Raw genomic sequence first — 17,936 nt, 5'->3', positions numbered from 1 at the left:
GGGATCCCCGCGGTCGAGCCGGCCGCGTGACGGGGGCGGCTCCAGGGGAGCCGTTCGAACGGCTTCCGGGGGGCGGCACAGACTCTGACACGCGGTCACAGCAGCGGCAACCGTTCCTCCGCCATCTCCGTGTCTCAGATGTTCGCGGCTCTCCTGACCTGCGGATTGAGACGTCTCACAACGCTCGTCCCGCACGCTTGGGCGGTTGTCGGACCTGCTCGCTAGGGTTTCGCTCATTGATCACCGGGTGCTCACCGCACCCGGTGGCCGACCACGACATGGAGGAGGAACTGTGCGGCGCTCGGAGCTCGTAGCCGGACCGCGGACGGAGCACGCGGTCGGGACCGCGGAGGCGGTGGCGGAGCCCCGCGAGCTGCCGGACGAGGACACCTTCGTCCTGCCCGCCGCCTGGCGGCCGCTGGTCCTGCCGCGCCGTGGGGGCGCGGGGCAGGCCGTCGCGGAGCCCCGGCCGCAGGCGGTGGAGCAGGAGGAGGAGCTGATCGCCTCCGAGCGGGACTGGGTCGAGCGGGTGCTGGCCGCAGACGGCTCCGATGCCGCACTGGTGCGCGCCGCCCGCGCGTACCTGGCCGGGGAGGCGGACCCGGTCGGGGCCGCCGCGGTGGCGAGCATGCTGCCGCGCGCGTGGCGGTCCGGCCGCTGGGAGGAGTCCCCGCTCGCCGACGCGTGGGTCGCCCGGCACGGGCTGGTGTTCGCCGCCCGGGCGGTGACGGAGGTCTTCGAGGTCGAGACCCACTACACGCAGAGCGGTTCCCACCGGTACGACCTGGCGCTGCGGCACCGGGCTCCGAGGCCGCACGACCTCCGGGCCGCCGAACGCGCGCTGGCGGACCGGGTGCGCGCCCTGCTCGCCGCCGCGGACGAGGCGACGTACGAGGAGGCCGTCGCCGCGCTCGCGGAGTGCCGGACCACCGCGCAGCGCCGCGTCGTCGCCGCCCACCTCGCGCCGGGCACCCCGGGCTGGGCCGACGACTGCCTCGCCGACGAGCCCGGCTACGGCGACGAGGGGCCGCGGCTCCGGGCGATGCTGCTGCCCGCGCTGGACGATCCGGCGCAGGTGGAACGCCTCGGCGGGGCCCCGCAACTGCCGTGGAACGGCTGGTCGCTCCCCCTCATCGCGACGCTGGCCGACAACCTCGGCACGGCCTGCGTGCCGTTCCTCGGCACTGCGGTCGAGTGCGCCTACGGCTCCGACGCGGTGCGCGACATGACTTCGATCGTGGCGCGCTTCCCGACCGACGACGCCTTCCGCCTGCTGCTCGCCCGCCTGGACGACAAGCACACCCGCCCCGCCCTCCAGGAGGCCGTCCAGCGCTATCCGGTCCGGGCCGTGCGGCTGCTGGCCGCCGCGGCGGTCAAGGACGGGAAGAACGCGCGGGCCGCGCGCCAGCTCCTCAACTCCCACGTGGCCCTGAACAAGGACCGCCTGCCGGCGATCCTCCGGCAGCTCGATCCGGCCGTGGCGGAGTTGGTCCGGTCGCTCGACGGCGCCCGGGAGCGCGTGGCCGAGGCCTCGCCGGACGCCCTGCCTCCGCTGCTGGTCGCCCCGCCGTGGACGCGCAAGCGGACGCGACGCAAGCCGCGCGTGCTCACCGGCCTGGAGCCGGATGACACGCCGAGCCTGACGTGGCGCCCCGGTGAGCAGGAGCGCTGGGCCCGTGCGGAGTTCACCGGGTGGGAGTACCCGGAGTCGACGGACTGGGCGGCCGAGGCGGCGCGGGTCGTCGACGGCCGTGCCGGCCTCTGGTACGGAAGTCGGCTGCTGATGCAGGGGCCGGCCGAGGTGCTGACCCCCTGGGTGGAGAAGTGGCGGCCCACCGAACTCTGGGGCGGGCAGGATTACCTGCGCCCCGTCGTCGCCAAGTACGGGACGGCGGCGCTGTCGATGGCCGTGTCGGTCGCGCAGGCGCAGCCGGCGAGCCTCGCGCCGCTGCTCCTGCCGATCCTCGACGCCGCCGCGGCGCGGGTGATGGCGGACGGCCTGGTCCGGCTCAAGTCGGTGCAGCCGACGGCCCGTTCCTGGTTCGCCCGGCACGGGATCCCCGCGGGCCTGCTGCTGGTGCCGGACGCGGTCGGCGCGGCCGGTCCGGCCCGCAGGGCCGCGGAGCAGGCGCTGCGTCTGGTCGCGGCCGGCGAGGGCACGGACGCCGTGCTGGCCGCCGTGGTCGCCCGTTACGGCGGCGAGGCGGCGGAGGTCGTCGCCGAGGCGCTGGCCACGGACCCGCTGGAGAACGCGCTGCCCGCCCGGATGCCGGTGCTGCCCGCCTGGGTTCAGCCCGCCGTGCTGCCCCAGCTGCTGCTCGCCTCGGGCGAGGCGCTGCCGGAGGACGCCGTCCGGCACGTGCTGACCATGCTCGCCCTCTCCAAGCCCGCCGACCCGTACCCGGGGCTCGCCGTCGTCGTCGAGGCGTGCCGCAAGGACTCGTTGGCCGAGTTCGCCTGGGCGCTGTTCGAGGAGTGGCGGCAGGCCGCCATGCCCGCCAAGGAGAGCTGGGCGCTGCACGCGCTCGGGGTCCTCGGCGACGACGAGACGGTCCGCCGGCTCAGCCCGATCCTGCGGGACTGGCCCGGCGAGGGTTCGCACCACCGCGCCGTCGAGGGTCTGAGCGTGCTGGCCGGGATCGGGAGCGACGTCGCGCTGCTGCACCTGCACGGCATCGCCCAGCGGGTGAAGTTCAAGGCCCTGAAGCTCCGTGCCCAGGAGAAGATCTCCGAGGTGGCGGAGGGCCTGGGCCTGACCGGCGAGCAGTTGTCCGACCGTCTGGTCCCGGACTTCTCCCTCGACGCGGACGGCACCACGGTGATCGACTACGGGCCGCGCCGCTTCACGGTCGGCTTCGACGAGCAGCTGCGCCCCTTCGTGCTGGACGCGGACGGCAAGCGGCGCAAGGATCTGCCCGCCCCCGGCGTCCGGGACGACCAGGAGCTCGCCCCGGCCGAGCGCAAGCGCTTCGCGGCGCTGAAGAAGGACGTCCGGACCGTCGCCGCCGACCAGATACGCCGCCTGGAGGCGGCCATGGTCGCCCAGCGCGGCTGGACGGCCGCGGAGTTCCGGGAGCTCTTCGTCCAGCACCCGCTGACCTGGCACCTGGTGCGGCGCCTGGTCTGGCTCGCGGACACCCCGGGCGGTGACGCCGTCACCGCCACGACGGCCTTCCGGGTCGCCGAGGACCGCACCTTCGCGGACGTCGCGGACGAGGCGTTCGCCCTCGCCGAGGACGCGACGGTCCGCCTCGCCCACCCGTTGCACCTCGGGGAGGCCGTGACGGCGTGGTCGGAGCTCTTCGCCGACTACGAGATCCTGCAGCCCTTCCCGCAGCTCGGCCGGGCCGTGCACCACCTGACGGCCGAGGAGGCGGCCGCCAACCGCCTGCACCGCTTCGAGGGCTGCACGGTGCCGGTGGGGCGCCTGCTCGGTCTGACCAAGCGCGGCTGGGAGCGCGGGGTGCCGCAGGACGCCGGCATCGAGCGCTGGTTCTCCAAGCGGCTCGGCGATGCCTGCCACCTGGTCATCGAGCTCAACGAGGGCATCTGGGTCGGTGTGGTCGACGAGTTCCCCGACCAGACCTTCGAGACGGTCTGGCTGGACAGCGCGCCCGGCGACTACTGGCCCCGGGGCCAGTACCCGCTGCGCTTCGCCGACCTGGACCCGGTCGTCGCCTCCGAGCTGCTCGCCGACCTGGAGGAGGTGACGGCCAGGTGACCGCCGTCGCGGGCGCCGCGCTCCGGTCCTGAGGCGCAGCGCGCCGGGGCCCCGGGATACCGGGCCCCCGGTGAGCGGCTGTGCGGGGCGTCAGCGGGCGAACTTCGCGACGGCCTCCGGGGTGACGGGGGTGAAGAAGTTGACGAGGTTGCCGTCCGGGTCGCGGAACAGCAGCGCCCGGTTGCCCCAGGGCATCGTGGTCGGCTCGTTGACGAAGTCGGTGACGAAGCCGGTCAGGTTCCGGTGGACACGGTCCACGTCGTCGACGAGGAACTCGGTGATGACGCTGTGGTTGTCGGCCGGGCGGGCGGAGCCCGGGGCGAACAGCGGGACGGTGCGGGTGCCGGCGATCGCGAGGGTCGCTCCCCCGGTCCTGAGCTCGGCGAAGTCCTCGGTGAACCATATCGCCCGCAGGCCGGTGGCCCGCTCGTAGAACTCGACGAGGCGCGCCACGTCGCCGGTGATGATGCGGATCGAGACGAAGTCCATGGGAATCTCCTTGGCCGTGCCGGTGCGGTACACGTCGCAGACTAGGAGGATTAGCGGACAGAACCGGTCCGGTATTCGCGTTAGGCTGCGGCCATGCCCCGACCCACCGGCCGCGTCCTGACCCTCCTGGAGCTCCTGCAGTCGGGCGGCACCCGGACGGCCGCCGAACTCGCCGACCGGCTCGGCGTCGAGGAGCGCACCGTGCGCCGGTACGTGGACCAGCTGATCGACCTCGACGTGCCCGTGCAGTCGCTGCGCGGCCGCTACGGCGGGTACCGGCTCGCCCCCGGGTACCGGCTGCCTCCGCTCATGCTCAGCGACGACGAGGCGCTGGCCGTGCTGCTCGGGCTGGTCGCCGGCCGCCGGGCGGGGCTGACGACGAGGGACCGCACGGCGAACGAGACGGCCTCGGCGAAGATCCGGCGGGTGCTGCCCAAGCACGTCGCCCGCCGGCTCGACACGGTGCTGGAGGCCCTGGCCTTCACGGACCGGCCCGGCGAGTTCGACACCCCGGACGCCGGGCTCCTGCTGACCGTCGCCGACGCGGTGCGCCACCGCCGGCCCGTCTCGATCCGCTACACCGACCGCGGGGGACGGCGCACCGAACGCACTCTGCACGCGTACGGGATCGTCGCCCATGCGGGCCGGTGGTACGTCACGGGCGAGGACCCCGGGATCGGCGAGGACCGGACCTTCCGGCTCGACCGCATCGCGGACGCGCGGACCCTGCCCGGCTCGTTCGACCCGCCGGCGGGGCCCGATCCGGCGCAGCGCGTGCTGTCGGGATTCGCCACGGCCGGGTACCGGCACGAGGTGACCCTGCGGATCCACGGGACGGTCGAGCAGGTCCGCGCGCACCTCCCCGAGGCCGTCGCGAGCGTGGCGGAGCACGAGCCCACGGCCGGTCAGGACCCGGCGGCCGAGCGCTGGCTGCGGGTCGAGCTGCGGGTGCAGCAGCTCGACTGGCTGCCCCGGACGCTCGCCGCACTCGACCAGCCGTTCGTCATCGAGCGCCCCGACGAACTGCGCGACCTCGTCCTCGCGCTCGCCGACCGCCTCACCTCCCACGCCCGCCGGGTCTGACGGCCCGGCATCATCCGGTGCGCGACCCGGAGACGACCCCGGGGCTGCTCGCGACGTCGCGTCAGGTACCCGCGCACCTCTCCCTCCTGAGTGTCCGTCACGACCCGGGTAGGAGGTCCCGCCCTGCTCCCGGGGCCCCGCCGCATCCGCACGTGTGCGGACTTTCGGTGGGCGACAAGTCCAGAAGTGATCGGATTTGATCATACAGCTCGCGCAGGGCAGGCTCGGTGCCGCACAGTGGCGGATCCGCCACGGTCCGGCACGGAGGGAGCCGCATGTCCGGGACCCAGCACCACGCACCGACCGCGCACGTCGTCGTCGGGTACACCCCCCAGGAGGGTTTCGTCGCCGTCCAACTCAGCCCGCCTCCCGCGGAGTACGTGTGGCACGACCGACAGGCCGAGCACGACCGGGAGCGGTTCGGGCCGGGCAACGGGTACCAGCAGTGGCTGGCCGTCGACCTCCGCACCGGCGCGGTCTGGTTCGGGGACACCGACTGGCGGACTCGGGACGAGGAGGCCGCTCCGCGGTTGCCGGGGCACCGGAGGGCGGAGGTCGGTGACGGCGCCCTGCCGTGCCCGGCCGTGTTCGCCCACCCGCTCCCCCACCGCACCACCGACGAGCGGGGCGGCGAGACCTGGCGCTTCTTCACCGCGGAGGAGCTCTACGCGCTGGCGCGGCGGATCCTGCCGCTGGTCCAGCGGGTGATCGGCTCGCTGCACCGGGTCGGCCCCGCCGCGGACCTGGAGTGGTCCGCCGAGGCCGCGACGGCCTGGAGCGATCTGGAGGAGGCCTGCCGCCACACGCTCGACGCGACGGGAACGCCGGTCTGGCCCGTCCCCCGGATGAGCCCGGTCCCGGGATGGCGGGTCGAAGTGGCGGGCTTCCTCGCCCGGAACCCGGAATTGTGCGACCCGGCGTGGGCGACGGCCACCGACGCCGAGCTGGACGCCTACGCCGCCTACGAACCGGATTCCGGCTACGGCGGCGTTCCCGGGCGGGTGTGCGCCCCGGCGGGCGTCCGGATCGAGGAGGGCTACGCCTTCTACGGTCACCGGGCGGCCCTGTACGCCTGCCGTGCGGCCGCCTGCGGCGACCGCACGCCGGTCGAAGCCGGGGTCTGGCTGCACACCAGCGACGCCGGGCGGAGCAGCTGGGAGGGCGCGAAGGTCGTGGGAGCGAGCCTCGCCGACGCCACCGACTGCGTGTTGGACCACCTCGCCGAAACGTTTCGCCGCGCCGCGGCCGACGACGGCGTGGTCCTCACCGGTCTGACGGCCCACCTGCGGCAGCAGCGGGCCGAGGAACGGACGGCGATCGACGAGACGCTCGCCGCCACGGGGGAGGAGCTGAAGCGCCTGGAGGAGTTGCTCAAGGAGATCCGGCTGGTCCGGAACACCGTGCTGACCCGGGTCCTCAGCTGGACCGACGGACGGGACGACGAGGCGATCGCCCGCCTCGCGTCGCTGTCGCCCGCCGCCGTGGCCGAGTGGCGCGAGCGGCTCACGGCCGACCGGAGCGACCCGACCGAGGGCTGACCGGCACCGTCACCGGCCGGGCCCGGGCCAGCCCGCCGGCCAGCCCGCCCCAGCCGGACGGCGGCCCGGCCCGGCCCGGTCGCGGATCCGTCGAGGCGTCGGCCGCGCCTCAGGACAGCGCGGCCGACGCCTGCGCGGCGAGCATCTCCTCCAGCGCCAGCAGGGCACGCGGGGCGTGCCGGGTGTCGATGCGGACGGTGTAGATGAAGCGCGTCAGCTCCGGGTCGGCGAGGGGGCGCGCCACGATCCGGGGGTTCCGCGGCGGGAGGGCCAGCTGCGGCATGACGGCGACGCACAGGCCGGCGGCCACGAAGCCGAGCACCGTGTTGAAGTCGTCGCCGTCGTATTCCAGACGGGCCTGGAAGCCCGGCGTCTTGGCCATCTGGGCGAGCAGTTCCAGGCGCAGCGCGGCCTCCGGAGCCGCGATCCAGGTCTCGGAGGCGAGACTGGCCAGGTCGATGACGTCCCGGTCGGCGAGGTGGTGGTCGGCCGGGACCACCGCCACGACCGGGTCCCGCGCGACCAGCGTGCGGCGCAGCGTCCGGGGCGGTGGCAGCGGGATGAAGTCGTAGTCGTAGCTGAGGGCCAGGTCCATGTCCCCCCGCTTGAGCCTGGTGTAGCCGGCTTCGGGTTCCACTTGGGAGAGGCTGACCCGCGCGTCGGGGTAGGTCGCGTGCAGCCGTGCCAGCGCCTGCGGGACGATGCCGGCGGCGGCGGAGGCGAAGGCGCCGAGCCGGATCCGTCCGGCCGTACCCGCGCGGATCGCGTCGAGTTCGGTGGACGCGGCGGCCAGGGCGCTCCGGAGGCGCTGTTCGGCGCCGAGGAGGACCTCGCCGGCCGCAGTGGCGCGTACGGGGTGGCGCTCGATCACTCGGAGGCCGGCGCGGCGTTCGAGCTCGGCGATCTGCTGCGAGACGGCGGGTGCGCTGTAGCCCAGCTCGCGGGCGGCGGCGTTGAAGGAGCCGTGGCGGACCACGGCTTCGAGGGTGGCGAGCAGCCGGGGGTCGAGTCTCTGCACGGTGTTAAGGCTCGCTTATCTGTCGCGAAGATGTCTTTTCTTGTGCTTAAGCGTGAACAGCAGCAGGATTCTTGCTCGCGGCCCGGATGCGCAAGCCGCCGCCGCCTGGTCGGTACGCGGCCGATCCCTTCCCCCCGTCGTGGGGGTCGGCCGCGCCCGGCCGTCCCGCGCACGGACTCCTTGACAGCACCGCTCCGGACCCCGAGGATCACCCCGTGAACCTGTCAGACAGCCAGACAGCAAGTGGGATCCCCCGGCGCGTGAGCGCGATGGAAGCGGTGTTCGGCCACCTGCGGAGCGCGATCGAGCGCGGCGAGTACGTGGTCGGCGACAAGCTCCCCTCCGAGGCGGAGCTGTGCCGCACGCTGGAGGTCAGCCGGCCCGTGCTGCGGGAGGCGCTCCGGGCCCTGCAGGCCATGGGCCTGACCGTGTCCAAGACCGGCAAGGGCACCTTCGTCGTGGCGAACACGGTCGAGGACCCCACCTTCGGCGACTACGCGGCCAGCGACCTCCTGGAGGTGCGACGGCACGTCGAGATCCCGGTCGCCGGGTACGCGGCGCTGCGCCGCACCCCGGAGGACCTGGACCACCTGGGCCACCTGCTCGACCGGATGGAGCGGGAGACCGACACCACCGCGTGGGTCGCGCTGGACACCGTCTTCCACCTGGCGGTGGCCGAGGCCTCGGGCAACCCCGTGTTCCGCCGGGTCATCGAGGAGATCCGTGACGCACTGGCGCGTCAGTCGACCTTCCTCAACGAACTCGGCGGTCGGCGCGAGCAGTCCAACTGCGAGCACCGGGCGATCGTCGAGGCCCTGATCGACGGTTCCGAGCCCGACGCGGTCGAGGCGATGTCCCACCACCTCCACCGCGTGGAGGCCACCCTGACCGACATCGTGCGCCCCCAGCGCGCGGACACTCCGAGAGAAGGCAGAGCCGAGGCGTGAGCGAGCAGTTCCTCAAGGACGAGAAGCGCCCCACGACCCGTCACACCGACGCCGGCGACACCGGCTACAGCAAGTCCCTGAAACCCCGGCACGTCAACATGATCGCCATCGGCGGGGCGATCGGCACCGGCCTGTTCCTCGGCGCGGGCGGACGCCTCGCCGACGCCGGCCCCTCCCTGTTCCTGGCCTACGCCGTCTGCGGCGTCTTCGCCTTCCTCGTCGTGCGCGCGCTCGGCGAGCTCGTCCTCTACCGCCCGTCCTCGGGCGCCTTCGTCTCGTACGCCCGGGAGTTCCTGGGCGAGAAGGGCGCCTACACCGCGGGCTGGATGTACTTCCTCAACTGGGCGACCACCGGCATCGCCGACATCACCGCCGTGGCCACGTACGCCCACTACTGGCACCTGTTCTCCGACATCCCGCAGTGGGTGATCGCGCTGATAGCCCTGGCCCTGGTGCTCACCGTGAACCTCATCTCGGTGAGAATCTTCGGCGAACTGGAGTTCTGGTTCGCGATCGTCAAGGTCAGTGCCCTGGTCGTCTTCATGGGCATCGCGATCTTCCTGCTCGTCACCCGGCACCCCGTCGACGGGGCCGTGCCCGGCCCGGCCCTGATCACCGACAACGGCGGGATCTTCCCCAACGGGCTGCTGCCGATGCTGCTGATCATCCAGGGCGTCGTCTTCGCCTACGCCTCCGTCGAACTGGTCGGCGTGACGGCCGGGGAGACCGAGAACCCCGAGAAGATCATGCCGAAGGCGATCAACTCGATCATGTGGCGGGTGGGCCTGTTCTACGTCGGCTCGGTGGTGCTGCTGTCGATGCTGATGCCGTGGAACAAGTACACCTCCGGCCAGAGCCCGTTCGTGACCGTGCTGTCCCACATCGGTGTCCCGGCGGCCGGCAGCGTGATGAACCTGGTCGTCCTCACCGCGGCGATGTCCTCGCTCAACTCCGGCCTCTACTCCACCGGCCGCATCCTGCGCTCGATGGCCGTCAACGGCTCGGCCCCGCGCTTCACCGCCCGGATGAGCCGCAGCCAGGTGCCGTACGGCGGCATCCTGCTCACCAGCGGCATGTGCGTCCTCGGCGTGGGCCTCAACTACGTCGTCCCCGCCGACGCGTTCGAGATCGTGCTCAACCTCGCGGCCATCGGCATCATCGCCACCTGGGGCATGATCATGATCTGCCACCTCTTCTTCTGGCGGAAGACCCGGGCCGGCGAACTGACGCGCCCCGCCTACCGCCTGCCGGGCTCGCCGTGGACCGAACTCGTGACGCTGGCCTTCCTCGCGACCGTCCTGGTCCTCATGTACGCGGACGGCGGCGCCAGCCGCACCACCGTGCTGTGCGTACCGCTGATCGCCGCCGTGCTGGTCGCCGGCTGGTTCGCGATCCGCGGCCGGATCGCCCGCGCCGCCGCCGGGTCCGACAGCTGACACCCGCCGACCAGCAGTGACCCACCTTCGAACGAGGCAGTGATGCACAGACCCTCCCCCGCGGACGCACCCCCGATCCGCGAGCCCCGACACGCCCCCGTCGCCCACGTGACCCGCGGCGGCCTGATCGAGGGCGTCCACCACGGCTCCGTCGTCGTCCTCGGCGACGACGGCGAGGTCCGGTTCCGGCTCGGCGACATCGAGGTCGCCTGCTACCCGCGATCCGCCCTCAAACCGCTCCAGGCCGTCGCCATGGTGCGCGCCGGGCTGCCGCTGGACGGCGAACTCCTCTCCCTCGCGATGGGCAGCCACTCCGGCGAGGAACGCCACCTCGCGGGCGCCCGGCGGATCCTCGAACTCGCCGGTGTCGGCGAGGACGAGCTGCGCAACGTCCCGGACCTGCCGTACGACCCGGTCGTCCGCGACACCTGGGTGCGCGAGGGCCGGCCGCCCTCCCGGCTCGCCCAGAACTGCTCCGGCAAGCACGCCGCGATGCTCTACCTCTGCCGGCTCAACGGCTGGCCCCCGGAGACCTACCTCGACCCCGCGCACCCGCTCCAGCGGGCGGTCGCCGAGGTCGTCGAGGAGCTCACCGGGCAGCGGTCCGCGCACGTCAGCGTCGACGGCTGCGGCACCCCGCTGTTCGCCGTCTCCCTGCACGGCCTCGCCCGCGCCGCCGCCCGCATCGCCACGGCGCCTCCCGGCACCGCCGAGGCCAGGGTCGCGGACGCGCTGCGCACCCATCCGGAGATGGCCTCCGGGACCGGACGGGACACGGCCGCACTGATGCGCGCGGTGCCCGGACTGCTCGCCAAGGACGGCTTCGAGGGCGTCCAGATCGCCGCCCTGCCGGACGGCCGCGCCGTCGCGGTGAAGATCGCGGACGGCGCGAACCGCGCGCGGATCCCGGTGGCCGCCGCCGCCCTGGCGCTGGCGGGCGTCGACCCCCGCCTGCTGGTGGAGTGCGCCGGCGAGGCCACGGCGGGGGGCGGGCTGCCCGTGGGCAGCGTCCGGCCGGTGCCGGCGCTGACGCCGCAGGCCCTCGCCCACCCCGCGTGAGCGCCGCGCGACCCGCGACCCGCGACCCGCGACCCGCGACCACCCGACATCGGAAACCCCAGGAAGAGGACCCGCACACGATGACGACCGCCACCCGCAGCGAGCACGACCTGCTCGGGGACCGCGACGTCCCCGCCGACGCCTACTGGGGCGTCCACACCCTGCGCGCCACCGAGAACTTCCCTATCACGGGCACGCCCATCTCCGCCTACCCGCACCTGATCGACGCGCTGGCCGCCGTGAAGGAGGCCGCCGCCCTCGCCAACGAGGAGCTCGGCCTGCTGGCGCCCGCGAAGGCCGCCGCGATCGTCGCGGCCTGCCGCGAGATCCGCCGCGGCGAGCTGCACGACCAGTTCGTCGTCGACGTCATCCAGGGCGGCGCCGGCACCTCGACCAACATGAACGCCAACGAGGTCATCGCCAACCGGGCCCTGGAGCTGCTGGGCCACGCCAAGGGCGAGTACCGGCACCTGCACCCCAACGAGGACGTCAACCTCGGCCAGTCCACCAACGACGTCTACCCGACCGCGGTCCGGATCGCGACCGTGTTCGCGGTACGCGGCCTGCTCGACGCGATGGCCGTCCTCCAGGACGCCTTCGCCGGCAAAGCCGTCGAGTTCCACGACGTCCTGAAGATGGGCCGCACCCAGCTGCAGGACGCCGTCCCGATGACCCTCGGGCAGGAGTTCTCCGCGTTCGCCGTCATGCTCGACGAGGACCGCAGCCGCCTCGCCGAGGCCGTCTCGCTGATCCACGAGATCAACCTCGGCGCGACCGCGATCGGCACCGGCCTCAACGCCCCGGCCGGGTACGCCGAATCCGCGCGCCGCCACCTCGCCGCGATCACCGGGCTGCCCCTCGTCACCGCGGCCAACCTGGTCGAGGCGACGCAGGACTGCGGCGCGTTCGTCCAGATGTCCGGCGTGCTCAAGCGCGTCGCCGTCAAGCTGTCGAAGACCTGCAACGACCTGCGGCTGCTGTCCTCCGGGCCACGCGCGGGCTTCGGCGAGATCAACCTGCCGCCGGTGCAGGCCGGTTCGAGCATCATGCCGGGCAAGGTCAACCCGGTGATCCCGGAGGTCGTCAACCAGGTCGCCTTCGAGGTGATCGGCAACGACGTCGCCGTCACCATGGCCGCCGAGGCCGGCCAGCTCCAGCTCAACGCCTTCGAGCCGATCATCCTCCACTCGCTCTCGGAGTCCATCACCCACCTGAGCGCGGCCTGCCGCACCCTCGCCGACCGCTGCGTCGTCGGCATCACCGCCAACACCGAGGCGCTGCGCGCGAGCGTCGAGAACTCCATCGGCCTGGTGACCGCGCTCAACCCGCACATCGGGTACACGGCCGCCACCGAGATCGCCAAGGAGGCGCTCACCAGCGGCCGGGGCGTGGCCGAACTCGTCCTGGAGAAGGGCCTGCTCCCGGCCGGGACGCTCGCCGGCCTGCTGCGGCCCGAGGTGCTCGCGGGCACCGGCGCCGCTCCGGCCTGACGGCACGGCGGACCCGGAAGCCGTGCCCCGGCGCGCCGGCCTGACGGCGGACCGCCGGGGCGCGGTCAGGCCGGCGCGCGGGTCAGGTCACGCGCGGGTCGGGCTGGCCAATTGGGCTTCGCGCCCGGCCGCGGTCTATCATCGTCGCGGTTTGAACAGACACCTCGTTCGGTGAGGCGTCTTCACGGACACAGGCCACTGATCCGACGACGTCGAGAGACGCCCAGGGTTAGGACAGATCCTCCCGACCTAAGGGTTGATCCGAAGTGGCTTCCGGCCCACCGGGCCGGACACGCCGTGGAGTGCCAAAGCTCTGACGAGTTGGGGTGCGCCGGGACACCGTCCCGGTTCCCCTTGCCGCGCCGCCGCGACACCACTATTCGCGGCCGGGATCGGGAGGAGGCGAAATGGACAGTAGTCCGGGCCATAGTCGGCCCATGACCGTGTTGTCCTCGTCGTCCTCGCCGTCCGTCCGCGGCCTGGGACAGCCTCTCCAACCCTGACCTCGTCGGCCTTGCCGCCCCGCCCGTCCCCGTCCCGCGTCGCCGGAACAGGGTGCCCCGGTGCGCGAGGAGCCCGCGTGCTGCTGTGGTCAGGGACGGACAGGCGTGTTCCGGGCTGCCCGTCGCCCCGTTCCCGCCGGGGCCCCAGGGGGTGTTCCTCGTGGCTACCGCCACTTTGCTCATGTCGGCCACGGCTCGGCTGCGCGACCGCAGGGTCGAGGTCGCACGCCGCGCCTGCGCCACCCGAACCGTCCGGGACGCACTGGTCTCCGTCGCCGGGCTGATCGGCGGCCCGGTCACCAACCAGGCCGGTGAGGAGGTCGGCCGCGTCGTCGACCTCGTCGCCCGCCTCTACGGACCCGACCCCTACCCGCCGATCACCGGCCTGATCATCCGAATAGGCCGCCGCCGCGCCTTCGTCCGCGCCGGCAAGGTCGAACGCGTCCTCACCGGACAGGTCCGGCTGCGGACCGCCCGCGTCGACCTGCGCGAGTTCAACCGCCGCCCCGGCGAGGCGCTGCTCGCCCGCGATGTGATGGACCACCAGCTGGTGGACGTCGACGGCGTCCAGGTCACCCGCGCCGCCGACCTCTACCTGGCCCCGCTGGCCGACCGTACCGTCCTGGTCGGCGTCGACGTCTCCCTGCCCACCCTGCTGCGCCGCCTCGGCCCCCGCCGCTGGCAGGTCCGCCCCACCCCCGACCGCGTCCTGGACTGGCAGTCCGTCGCCCCGTTCGGCGAGCAGGCCACCCACGGTCCCGCCGAGGTGCGGCTGCGTGCCTCCCGCTCCGCCCTGCACCAGCTGCGCCCGGCCGACCTCGCCGACATCCTGGAGGACCTCGGCCGCCACGAACGCCAGCAGCTCCTCGGCTGGCTGGAGCCCGAGCACGCCGCCGACGCCCTGGAGGAGATGGAACCCGCCGAGTTGGAGAACCTGCTCCGCGAAGTCCCGCCCGAGCACGCCGCACGCCTGGTCGACGAGATGGAACCGGACGAGGCCGCCGACGCCCTGCGCGACCTCGACCCCGGCGAGCGCGAGACCCTGCTCGCCCGGATGCCCGCCCCCGAGGCTGCCGAGCTGCGCACCCTGCTCACCCACCGCGAGGGCACCGCGGGCGGCGCCATGACCACCCTGCTGGTCACCGCCCGCCCCGCCCAGACCATCGCCCAGGTACGGGCGGAGCTGGCCGCGCAGGCCGAACACCGCACCGACATCGACGCCGTCACCGTGATCGACGAGGACGGCCGGCTGCTCGGCGACCTCCCGCTGTTCGACCTGGCCGTCGCCGAGGACACCGCTCTGGTCGCGGACCTGGTGGCCTGGCTGGCCCAGTTCGGCCCGCCGGTGGCCGTCCCGCCCGACACCCGCCTCGCCGAGGCCGCCGACCGGCTGGTCGCCGCCCGGGCCAGTTCCCTGCTCGTGGTCGACGACACCGGGCGCCCACTTGGCCGGGTCCTGGCCGACGACATCCTCGACTCCCTGCTGCCCGAGCGCGGGCGCCTGCACTTCCGGAGACTCCTCAAGTGACCCGCGACCCGGACACCGTCCCCGCTCCCGCCGCCGCACCGCCCACCCCCGCGACAACACCCGGCCGCCGTCGGCGCCTTCGCCGCATCGGCGCCGTCGCCATGGTCGCCGGCCCCGGCCTGGTCGCCGCCAACGCCGGCAACGACGCGGCCGGCATCGCCACCTACGCCAGCGCCGGCTCCCAGTTCACGTACGGCACCCTGTTCTTCATGGTGCTGGTCACCGTCGCCCTGGTCATGGTGCAGGAGATGGCCGTCCGCCTCGGCGCCCACACCGGCAAGGGCCTGGGCGCGCTGATCCGCGAGCAGTTCAGCCTCCGCCTGACCGCCCTCGCGGTCTTCTGTCTGCTGCTCGCCAACACCGGCCTGGTCGTCAGCGAGTTCGCCGGGATCGGCGCCGCCTTCGAGCTCCTCGGCATCCCCAAGTGGGCGGTCATCCCGCCCGCCGCCGTCCTGCTCTGGTCCCTGGTGCTGTTCGGCTCCTACAAGTGGGCCGAGCGCATCTTCCTGATCATGTCGCTGGCGTTCTTCGCCTACCCCGTCGCCATGGTCCTCGGCCACCCGAACTGGGGACAGGTCGGCGAACACCTCGCCGTCCCCCACATCGAACCCAGCAAGGACTTCATCCTCCTGGCCGTCGCCCTCATCGGCACCACCGTCAGCCCCTACATGCAGTTCTACGCCGCCGCGGGGGTCGTCGACCGCGGCGCCAAGCCCGCCGACTACAAGCTGATCCGGGCCGACGCCGTCCTCGGCGCCGTGTTCGCCTGCGTGATCAGCCTGACCATCATCATCGCCACCGCCTCCGCCATCGGCGGCACCGGGCCCCTGGAGTCCGCCGCACAGGCCGCCGAGGCCCTCAAGCCGGTCGCCGGGCACGGCGCCGAGCTCCTGTTCGCCTTCGGCCTGATCGGCGCCTCCGCGCTGGCGGGCGCCGTCGTACCGCTCTCGGCCAGCTACGCCGTCGGCGAGGCCGCCGGCGTCGAGCGCTCCGTCTCCCGCAGCTTCCGCGACGCCCCGCTGTTCCTCGGGCTGTTCACCGCCCAGATCGCCCTCGGCGCGATCGTCGCGCTGACCCCGGTCGACGTCATCCAGCTGCTCATCGGCACCCAGGTCCTCCAGGGCCTGATCAGCCCGATCGTCCTGGTCTACCTCCTCGTCCTCACCAACCGCCGCTCCGTCCTCGGCGAGGCCGCCAACAGCCCGCGCTACCGCATCGCGGCCACCGCCGTGGTCGTCGGCGTGGCCGCCATGTCCACCATCCTGCTCGCCCAGACCGTCCTCGGCTGGTTCGACCTCGCCTGAGCCCACGGCCTCGCTCGCCCGCGGCTACCTCGCCGGACGCGACCACCTCGGCATCGCCGTCGCACTCACCCGCGTCCACGCCGCCACCGCAGCCGCCCGCACGGGCGCGGACGGGCGGTGCTCGGCTCAGTGCTGCCGGTGTTCCTCGGCGAGCAGGCCGAGGACGACCTCGTCCACGAACTCCCCGTACACCCAGGCCGAACGGCGCAGCGTGCCCTCGACGGTGAAGCCCGCCCCGGCGGCGGCCCGGAGCATCGGCGTGTTGTCCGCGAGCGTCTCCAGCTGCAGCCGGTGCAGCCCGAGCACCACGAAGCCGTAGTGGCACAGCACCCGGACGGTGTCCGCGGCGAGCCCTCGCCCCCGGTGGCCGGGGCGCAGGGAGATGCCCAGGTGCGCGGTGCGGTTGTGGGCGTCGATGCCCCAGAGCAGGGCCTCGCCGGCCAGCTCACCGGTGGCCGTCTCGACCACGGAGAAGCAGGCGACCTCGGGTGACGGCCCGGAGACCGCGTACGGCGAGTGCGCCGCCCCGGGCGGGACGGGCCGCCACGGCCGGGAGTCGGCCCGCGCGCGGGTTTCGACGTCGTCGTACAGCTCGGCCTGGAGCACGGGGACGTCGGCCTCGTGCCGGGCCCGGAGGGTGATGTGAGCGCCCTGCAACATGACGCATTGGTAACACCGGGGGCGCCGCCTCGGCCACCGATTATCGACCGGCGAGGCGGACGCCCGGGTGGCGCTCGCGGCGTGCGGGTAGAGCCTCCGCTACGGCGCGGGAGCGTCGCCGGCGCCGCGGCGCAGCGCTTCGAGGGAGGAGCCGCGGCGCCGGCGGACGAGCTCGCGCAGGGTGCTGACGTTGCGGTAGCCGACCCGGCCGGCGATGGCCTCGGCGCTGAGGGCGGTGGTGCGCAGCAGGAAGGTCGCCTCGTCGAGCCGGATGTCCTGGACGAAGTCCAGCGGCGACTTGCCGAGGACGGTCTGCGCGGTGCGCTGGAGGGTCCGCAGGCTGACGCCGAGTGCGCGGGCGGCTTCGGCCAGCGGGGGCGGGTCGGCCAGGTGGGCGCGGGCCCATCGTTCGAAGGCGGTCATCAGCGGGTCGGCCTGGGCGAGCCGGGTGGGCAGGGCGAAGGCGGCCTGCGAGGGCCGGTCGCCGATCAGCAGGTAGCGGGCGACGAGGTCGGCCAGGGCCGGGCTGTGCCGCTGCACCACCCACAGGGCGAGGTCGATGTGGGCGAAGGCGGCGCCCGCGGTGGTGACGGAGCCGTCCTGGACGAGCGTGCGCGAGTCCTCGAGCACGACGGCGGGGTAGCGGGCGCGGAAGGCCGGGCCCAGCCACCAACTCGTCGTGGCGCGCTGCTGTTCGAGCGTGCCGGACTCGGCCAGGAAGAACGCTCCGCTGCAGGCGGCGGCCAGCGCCGTCCCGGCGGCGGCGGAGGCCTCGGCGAGGTCGAGCAGCCAGGCGTTGGCGGGCTCGCGGACCGCCGCGACCACCCGCTCGGGGGCCTGGAAGCCCACCGCCGGCATCAGCAACAGGTCGATTCCGTGCGGGAGTTCTGCGGCCGGGACGGTCGCCAGGCTCAGCCCGTTGCCGGTGCGGACCTGTGGGCCCGCGCCGATCACGGTGACCGAGAACGGCGGTGCGCCGTCGTCCCGCCCGCTCAACGCGTTCGCCGTACCGAGCACGTCCATGATCGCCGAGAGCCCCGAGTCGAAGACGCCGTCGACGGCTGCCATCGCAACACGCATGGCGCAACTCGCGGTCAAGAACCCTTCCTGAGCACTGAGCACTGAGCACTGAGCACTGAGCACCGAACGCGCGACCGGCA

Annotated in this window: 13 protein-coding genes and 1 riboswitch; of the genes, 9 read left to right on the top strand and 4 right to left on the bottom strand. The window is 73.6% G+C overall.

The window, feature by feature from the left end:
* The first annotated feature begins 355 nt into the window (after positions 1-355).
* On the top strand, positions 356-3,721 hold the full coding sequence (locus tag VM95_RS03470; protein ID WP_045692581.1) for a DUF4132 domain-containing protein: 3,366 nt from the start codon (positions 356-358) through the stop codon (positions 3,719-3,721).
* Between the two features lie 90 nt (positions 3,722-3,811).
* Here the strand turns inward: VM95_RS03470 and VM95_RS03465 are convergent, their stop codons facing one another.
* Entirely contained in the window at positions 3,812-4,210 is a 399-nt protein-coding gene (locus VM95_RS03465) for a VOC family protein (RefSeq protein ID WP_045692494.1), read from the bottom strand.
* 93 nt (positions 4,211-4,303) lie between these two features.
* Between VM95_RS03465 and VM95_RS03460 the strand changes: the two genes are divergently transcribed.
* The gene (locus tag VM95_RS03460) at positions 4,304-5,293 is read left to right on the top strand and encodes a helix-turn-helix transcriptional regulator (RefSeq protein WP_045692493.1); all 990 of its coding nucleotides are present in this window, start codon (positions 4,304-4,306) and stop codon (positions 5,291-5,293) included.
* Positions 5,294-5,568: 275 nt separating this feature from the next.
* Positions 5,569-6,831, top strand: a complete 1,263-nt coding sequence (locus VM95_RS03455; RefSeq protein ID WP_045692492.1) for a hypothetical protein — start codon at positions 5,569-5,571, stop codon at positions 6,829-6,831.
* A 109-nt stretch (positions 6,832-6,940) separates the two neighbouring features.
* Here the strand turns inward: VM95_RS03455 and VM95_RS03450 are convergent, their stop codons facing one another.
* Positions 6,941-7,849: a LysR substrate-binding domain-containing protein gene (locus tag VM95_RS03450; protein WP_052707115.1), complete on the bottom strand. Its 909-nt coding sequence runs from the start codon at positions 7,847-7,849 to the stop codon at positions 6,941-6,943.
* Between the two features lie 269 nt (positions 7,850-8,118).
* Here VM95_RS03450 and VM95_RS03445 point away from each other — a divergent pair, with 269 nt between their 5' ends.
* The 6 genes from VM95_RS03445 (at position 8,119) to VM95_RS03420 (ending at position 16,116) form a co-directional block, all read left to right on the top strand.
* Complete coding sequence (locus VM95_RS03445; protein ID WP_045692491.1) at positions 8,119-8,796, top strand: FadR/GntR family transcriptional regulator; 678 nt, start codon at positions 8,119-8,121, stop codon at positions 8,794-8,796.
* Positions 8,793-10,232 (top strand): amino acid permease, encoded by a 1,440-nt coding sequence (locus VM95_RS03440; RefSeq protein ID WP_045692490.1) that lies wholly within the window; start codon positions 8,793-8,795, stop codon positions 10,230-10,232. Before VM95_RS03445 ends, VM95_RS03440 begins: the two co-directional genes overlap by 4 nt.
* A 42-nt stretch (positions 10,233-10,274) precedes the next feature.
* Positions 10,275-11,291 carry an asparaginase gene (locus tag VM95_RS03435; protein ID WP_045692489.1) on the top strand — a complete coding sequence of 339 codons (1,017 nt, stop codon included), beginning with the start codon at positions 10,275-10,277 and terminating at the stop codon, positions 11,289-11,291.
* An 80-nt stretch (positions 11,292-11,371) separates the two neighbouring features.
* A complete protein-coding gene (gene aspA, locus VM95_RS03430) occupies positions 11,372-12,781 on the top strand; it encodes an aspartate ammonia-lyase (protein ID WP_045692488.1) in 1,410 nt (469 codons plus the stop codon).
* A gap of 156 nt (positions 12,782-12,937) precedes the next feature.
* A riboswitch (M-box (ykoK) riboswitch) is annotated at positions 12,938-13,114 on the top strand.
* 351 nt (positions 13,115-13,465) lie between these two features.
* Positions 13,466-14,812, top strand: a complete 1,347-nt coding sequence (locus tag VM95_RS03425; protein WP_244178605.1) for a magnesium transporter MgtE N-terminal domain-containing protein — start codon at positions 13,466-13,468, stop codon at positions 14,810-14,812.
* Positions 14,809-16,116 carry an NRAMP family divalent metal transporter gene (locus VM95_RS03420; RefSeq protein WP_244178604.1) on the top strand — a complete coding sequence of 436 codons (1,308 nt, stop codon included), beginning with the start codon at positions 14,809-14,811 and terminating at the stop codon, positions 16,114-16,116. The genes VM95_RS03425 and VM95_RS03420 overlap by 4 nt, the downstream gene beginning before the upstream one ends.
* 126 nt (positions 16,117-16,242) lie before the next feature.
* Here VM95_RS03420 and VM95_RS03415 read toward each other — a convergent pair whose 3' ends face one another.
* Together VM95_RS03415 and VM95_RS03410 are read right to left on the bottom strand one after the other, a co-directional pair.
* Positions 16,243-16,776 (bottom strand): GNAT family N-acetyltransferase, encoded by a 534-nt coding sequence (locus VM95_RS03415; RefSeq protein WP_045692487.1) that lies wholly within the window; start codon positions 16,774-16,776, stop codon positions 16,243-16,245.
* A 99-nt stretch (positions 16,777-16,875) separates the two neighbouring features.
* Positions 16,876-17,844: a GlxA family transcriptional regulator gene (locus tag VM95_RS03410; RefSeq protein ID WP_244178603.1), complete on the bottom strand. Its 969-nt coding sequence runs from the start codon at positions 17,842-17,844 to the stop codon at positions 16,876-16,878.
* Between the last annotated feature and the right edge of the window lie 92 nt (positions 17,845-17,936).

Source organism: Streptomyces rubellomurinus (genome assembly GCF_000961885.1).
In the GTDB taxonomy this organism is placed as follows: Bacteria; Actinomycetota; Actinomycetes; order Streptomycetales; family Streptomycetaceae; genus Kitasatospora; species Kitasatospora rubellomurina.
The sequence above is the reverse complement of the archived record's forward strand: the minus strand, read 5'-3'. Positions and strand labels throughout refer to the sequence as shown.

Coding starts and splice junctions, on each gene's coding strand:
- VM95_RS03465 (WP_045692494.1), bottom strand. CDS start 4,210: ATGGACTTCGTCTCGATCCGCATCATCACCGGCGACGTGGCGCGCCTC.
- VM95_RS03460 (WP_045692493.1), top strand. CDS start 4,304: ATGCCCCGACCCACCGGCCGCGTCCTGACCCTCCTGGAGCTCCTGCAG.
- VM95_RS03455 (WP_045692492.1), top strand. CDS start 5,569: ATGTCCGGGACCCAGCACCACGCACCGACCGCGCACGTCGTCGTCGGG.
- VM95_RS03445 (WP_045692491.1), top strand. CDS start 8,119: ATGGAAGCGGTGTTCGGCCACCTGCGGAGCGCGATCGAGCGCGGCGAG.
- VM95_RS03435 (WP_045692489.1), top strand. CDS start 10,275: ATGCACAGACCCTCCCCCGCGGACGCACCCCCGATCCGCGAGCCCCGA.
- aspA (WP_045692488.1), top strand. CDS start 11,372: ATGACGACCGCCACCCGCAGCGAGCACGACCTGCTCGGGGACCGCGAC.
- VM95_RS03425 (WP_244178605.1), top strand. CDS start 13,466: ATGTCGGCCACGGCTCGGCTGCGCGACCGCAGGGTCGAGGTCGCACGC.
- VM95_RS03415 (WP_045692487.1), bottom strand. CDS start 16,776: ATGTTGCAGGGCGCTCACATCACCCTCCGGGCCCGGCACGAGGCCGAC.
- VM95_RS03410 (WP_244178603.1), bottom strand. CDS start 17,844: ATGGCAGCCGTCGACGGCGTCTTCGACTCGGGGCTCTCGGCGATCATG.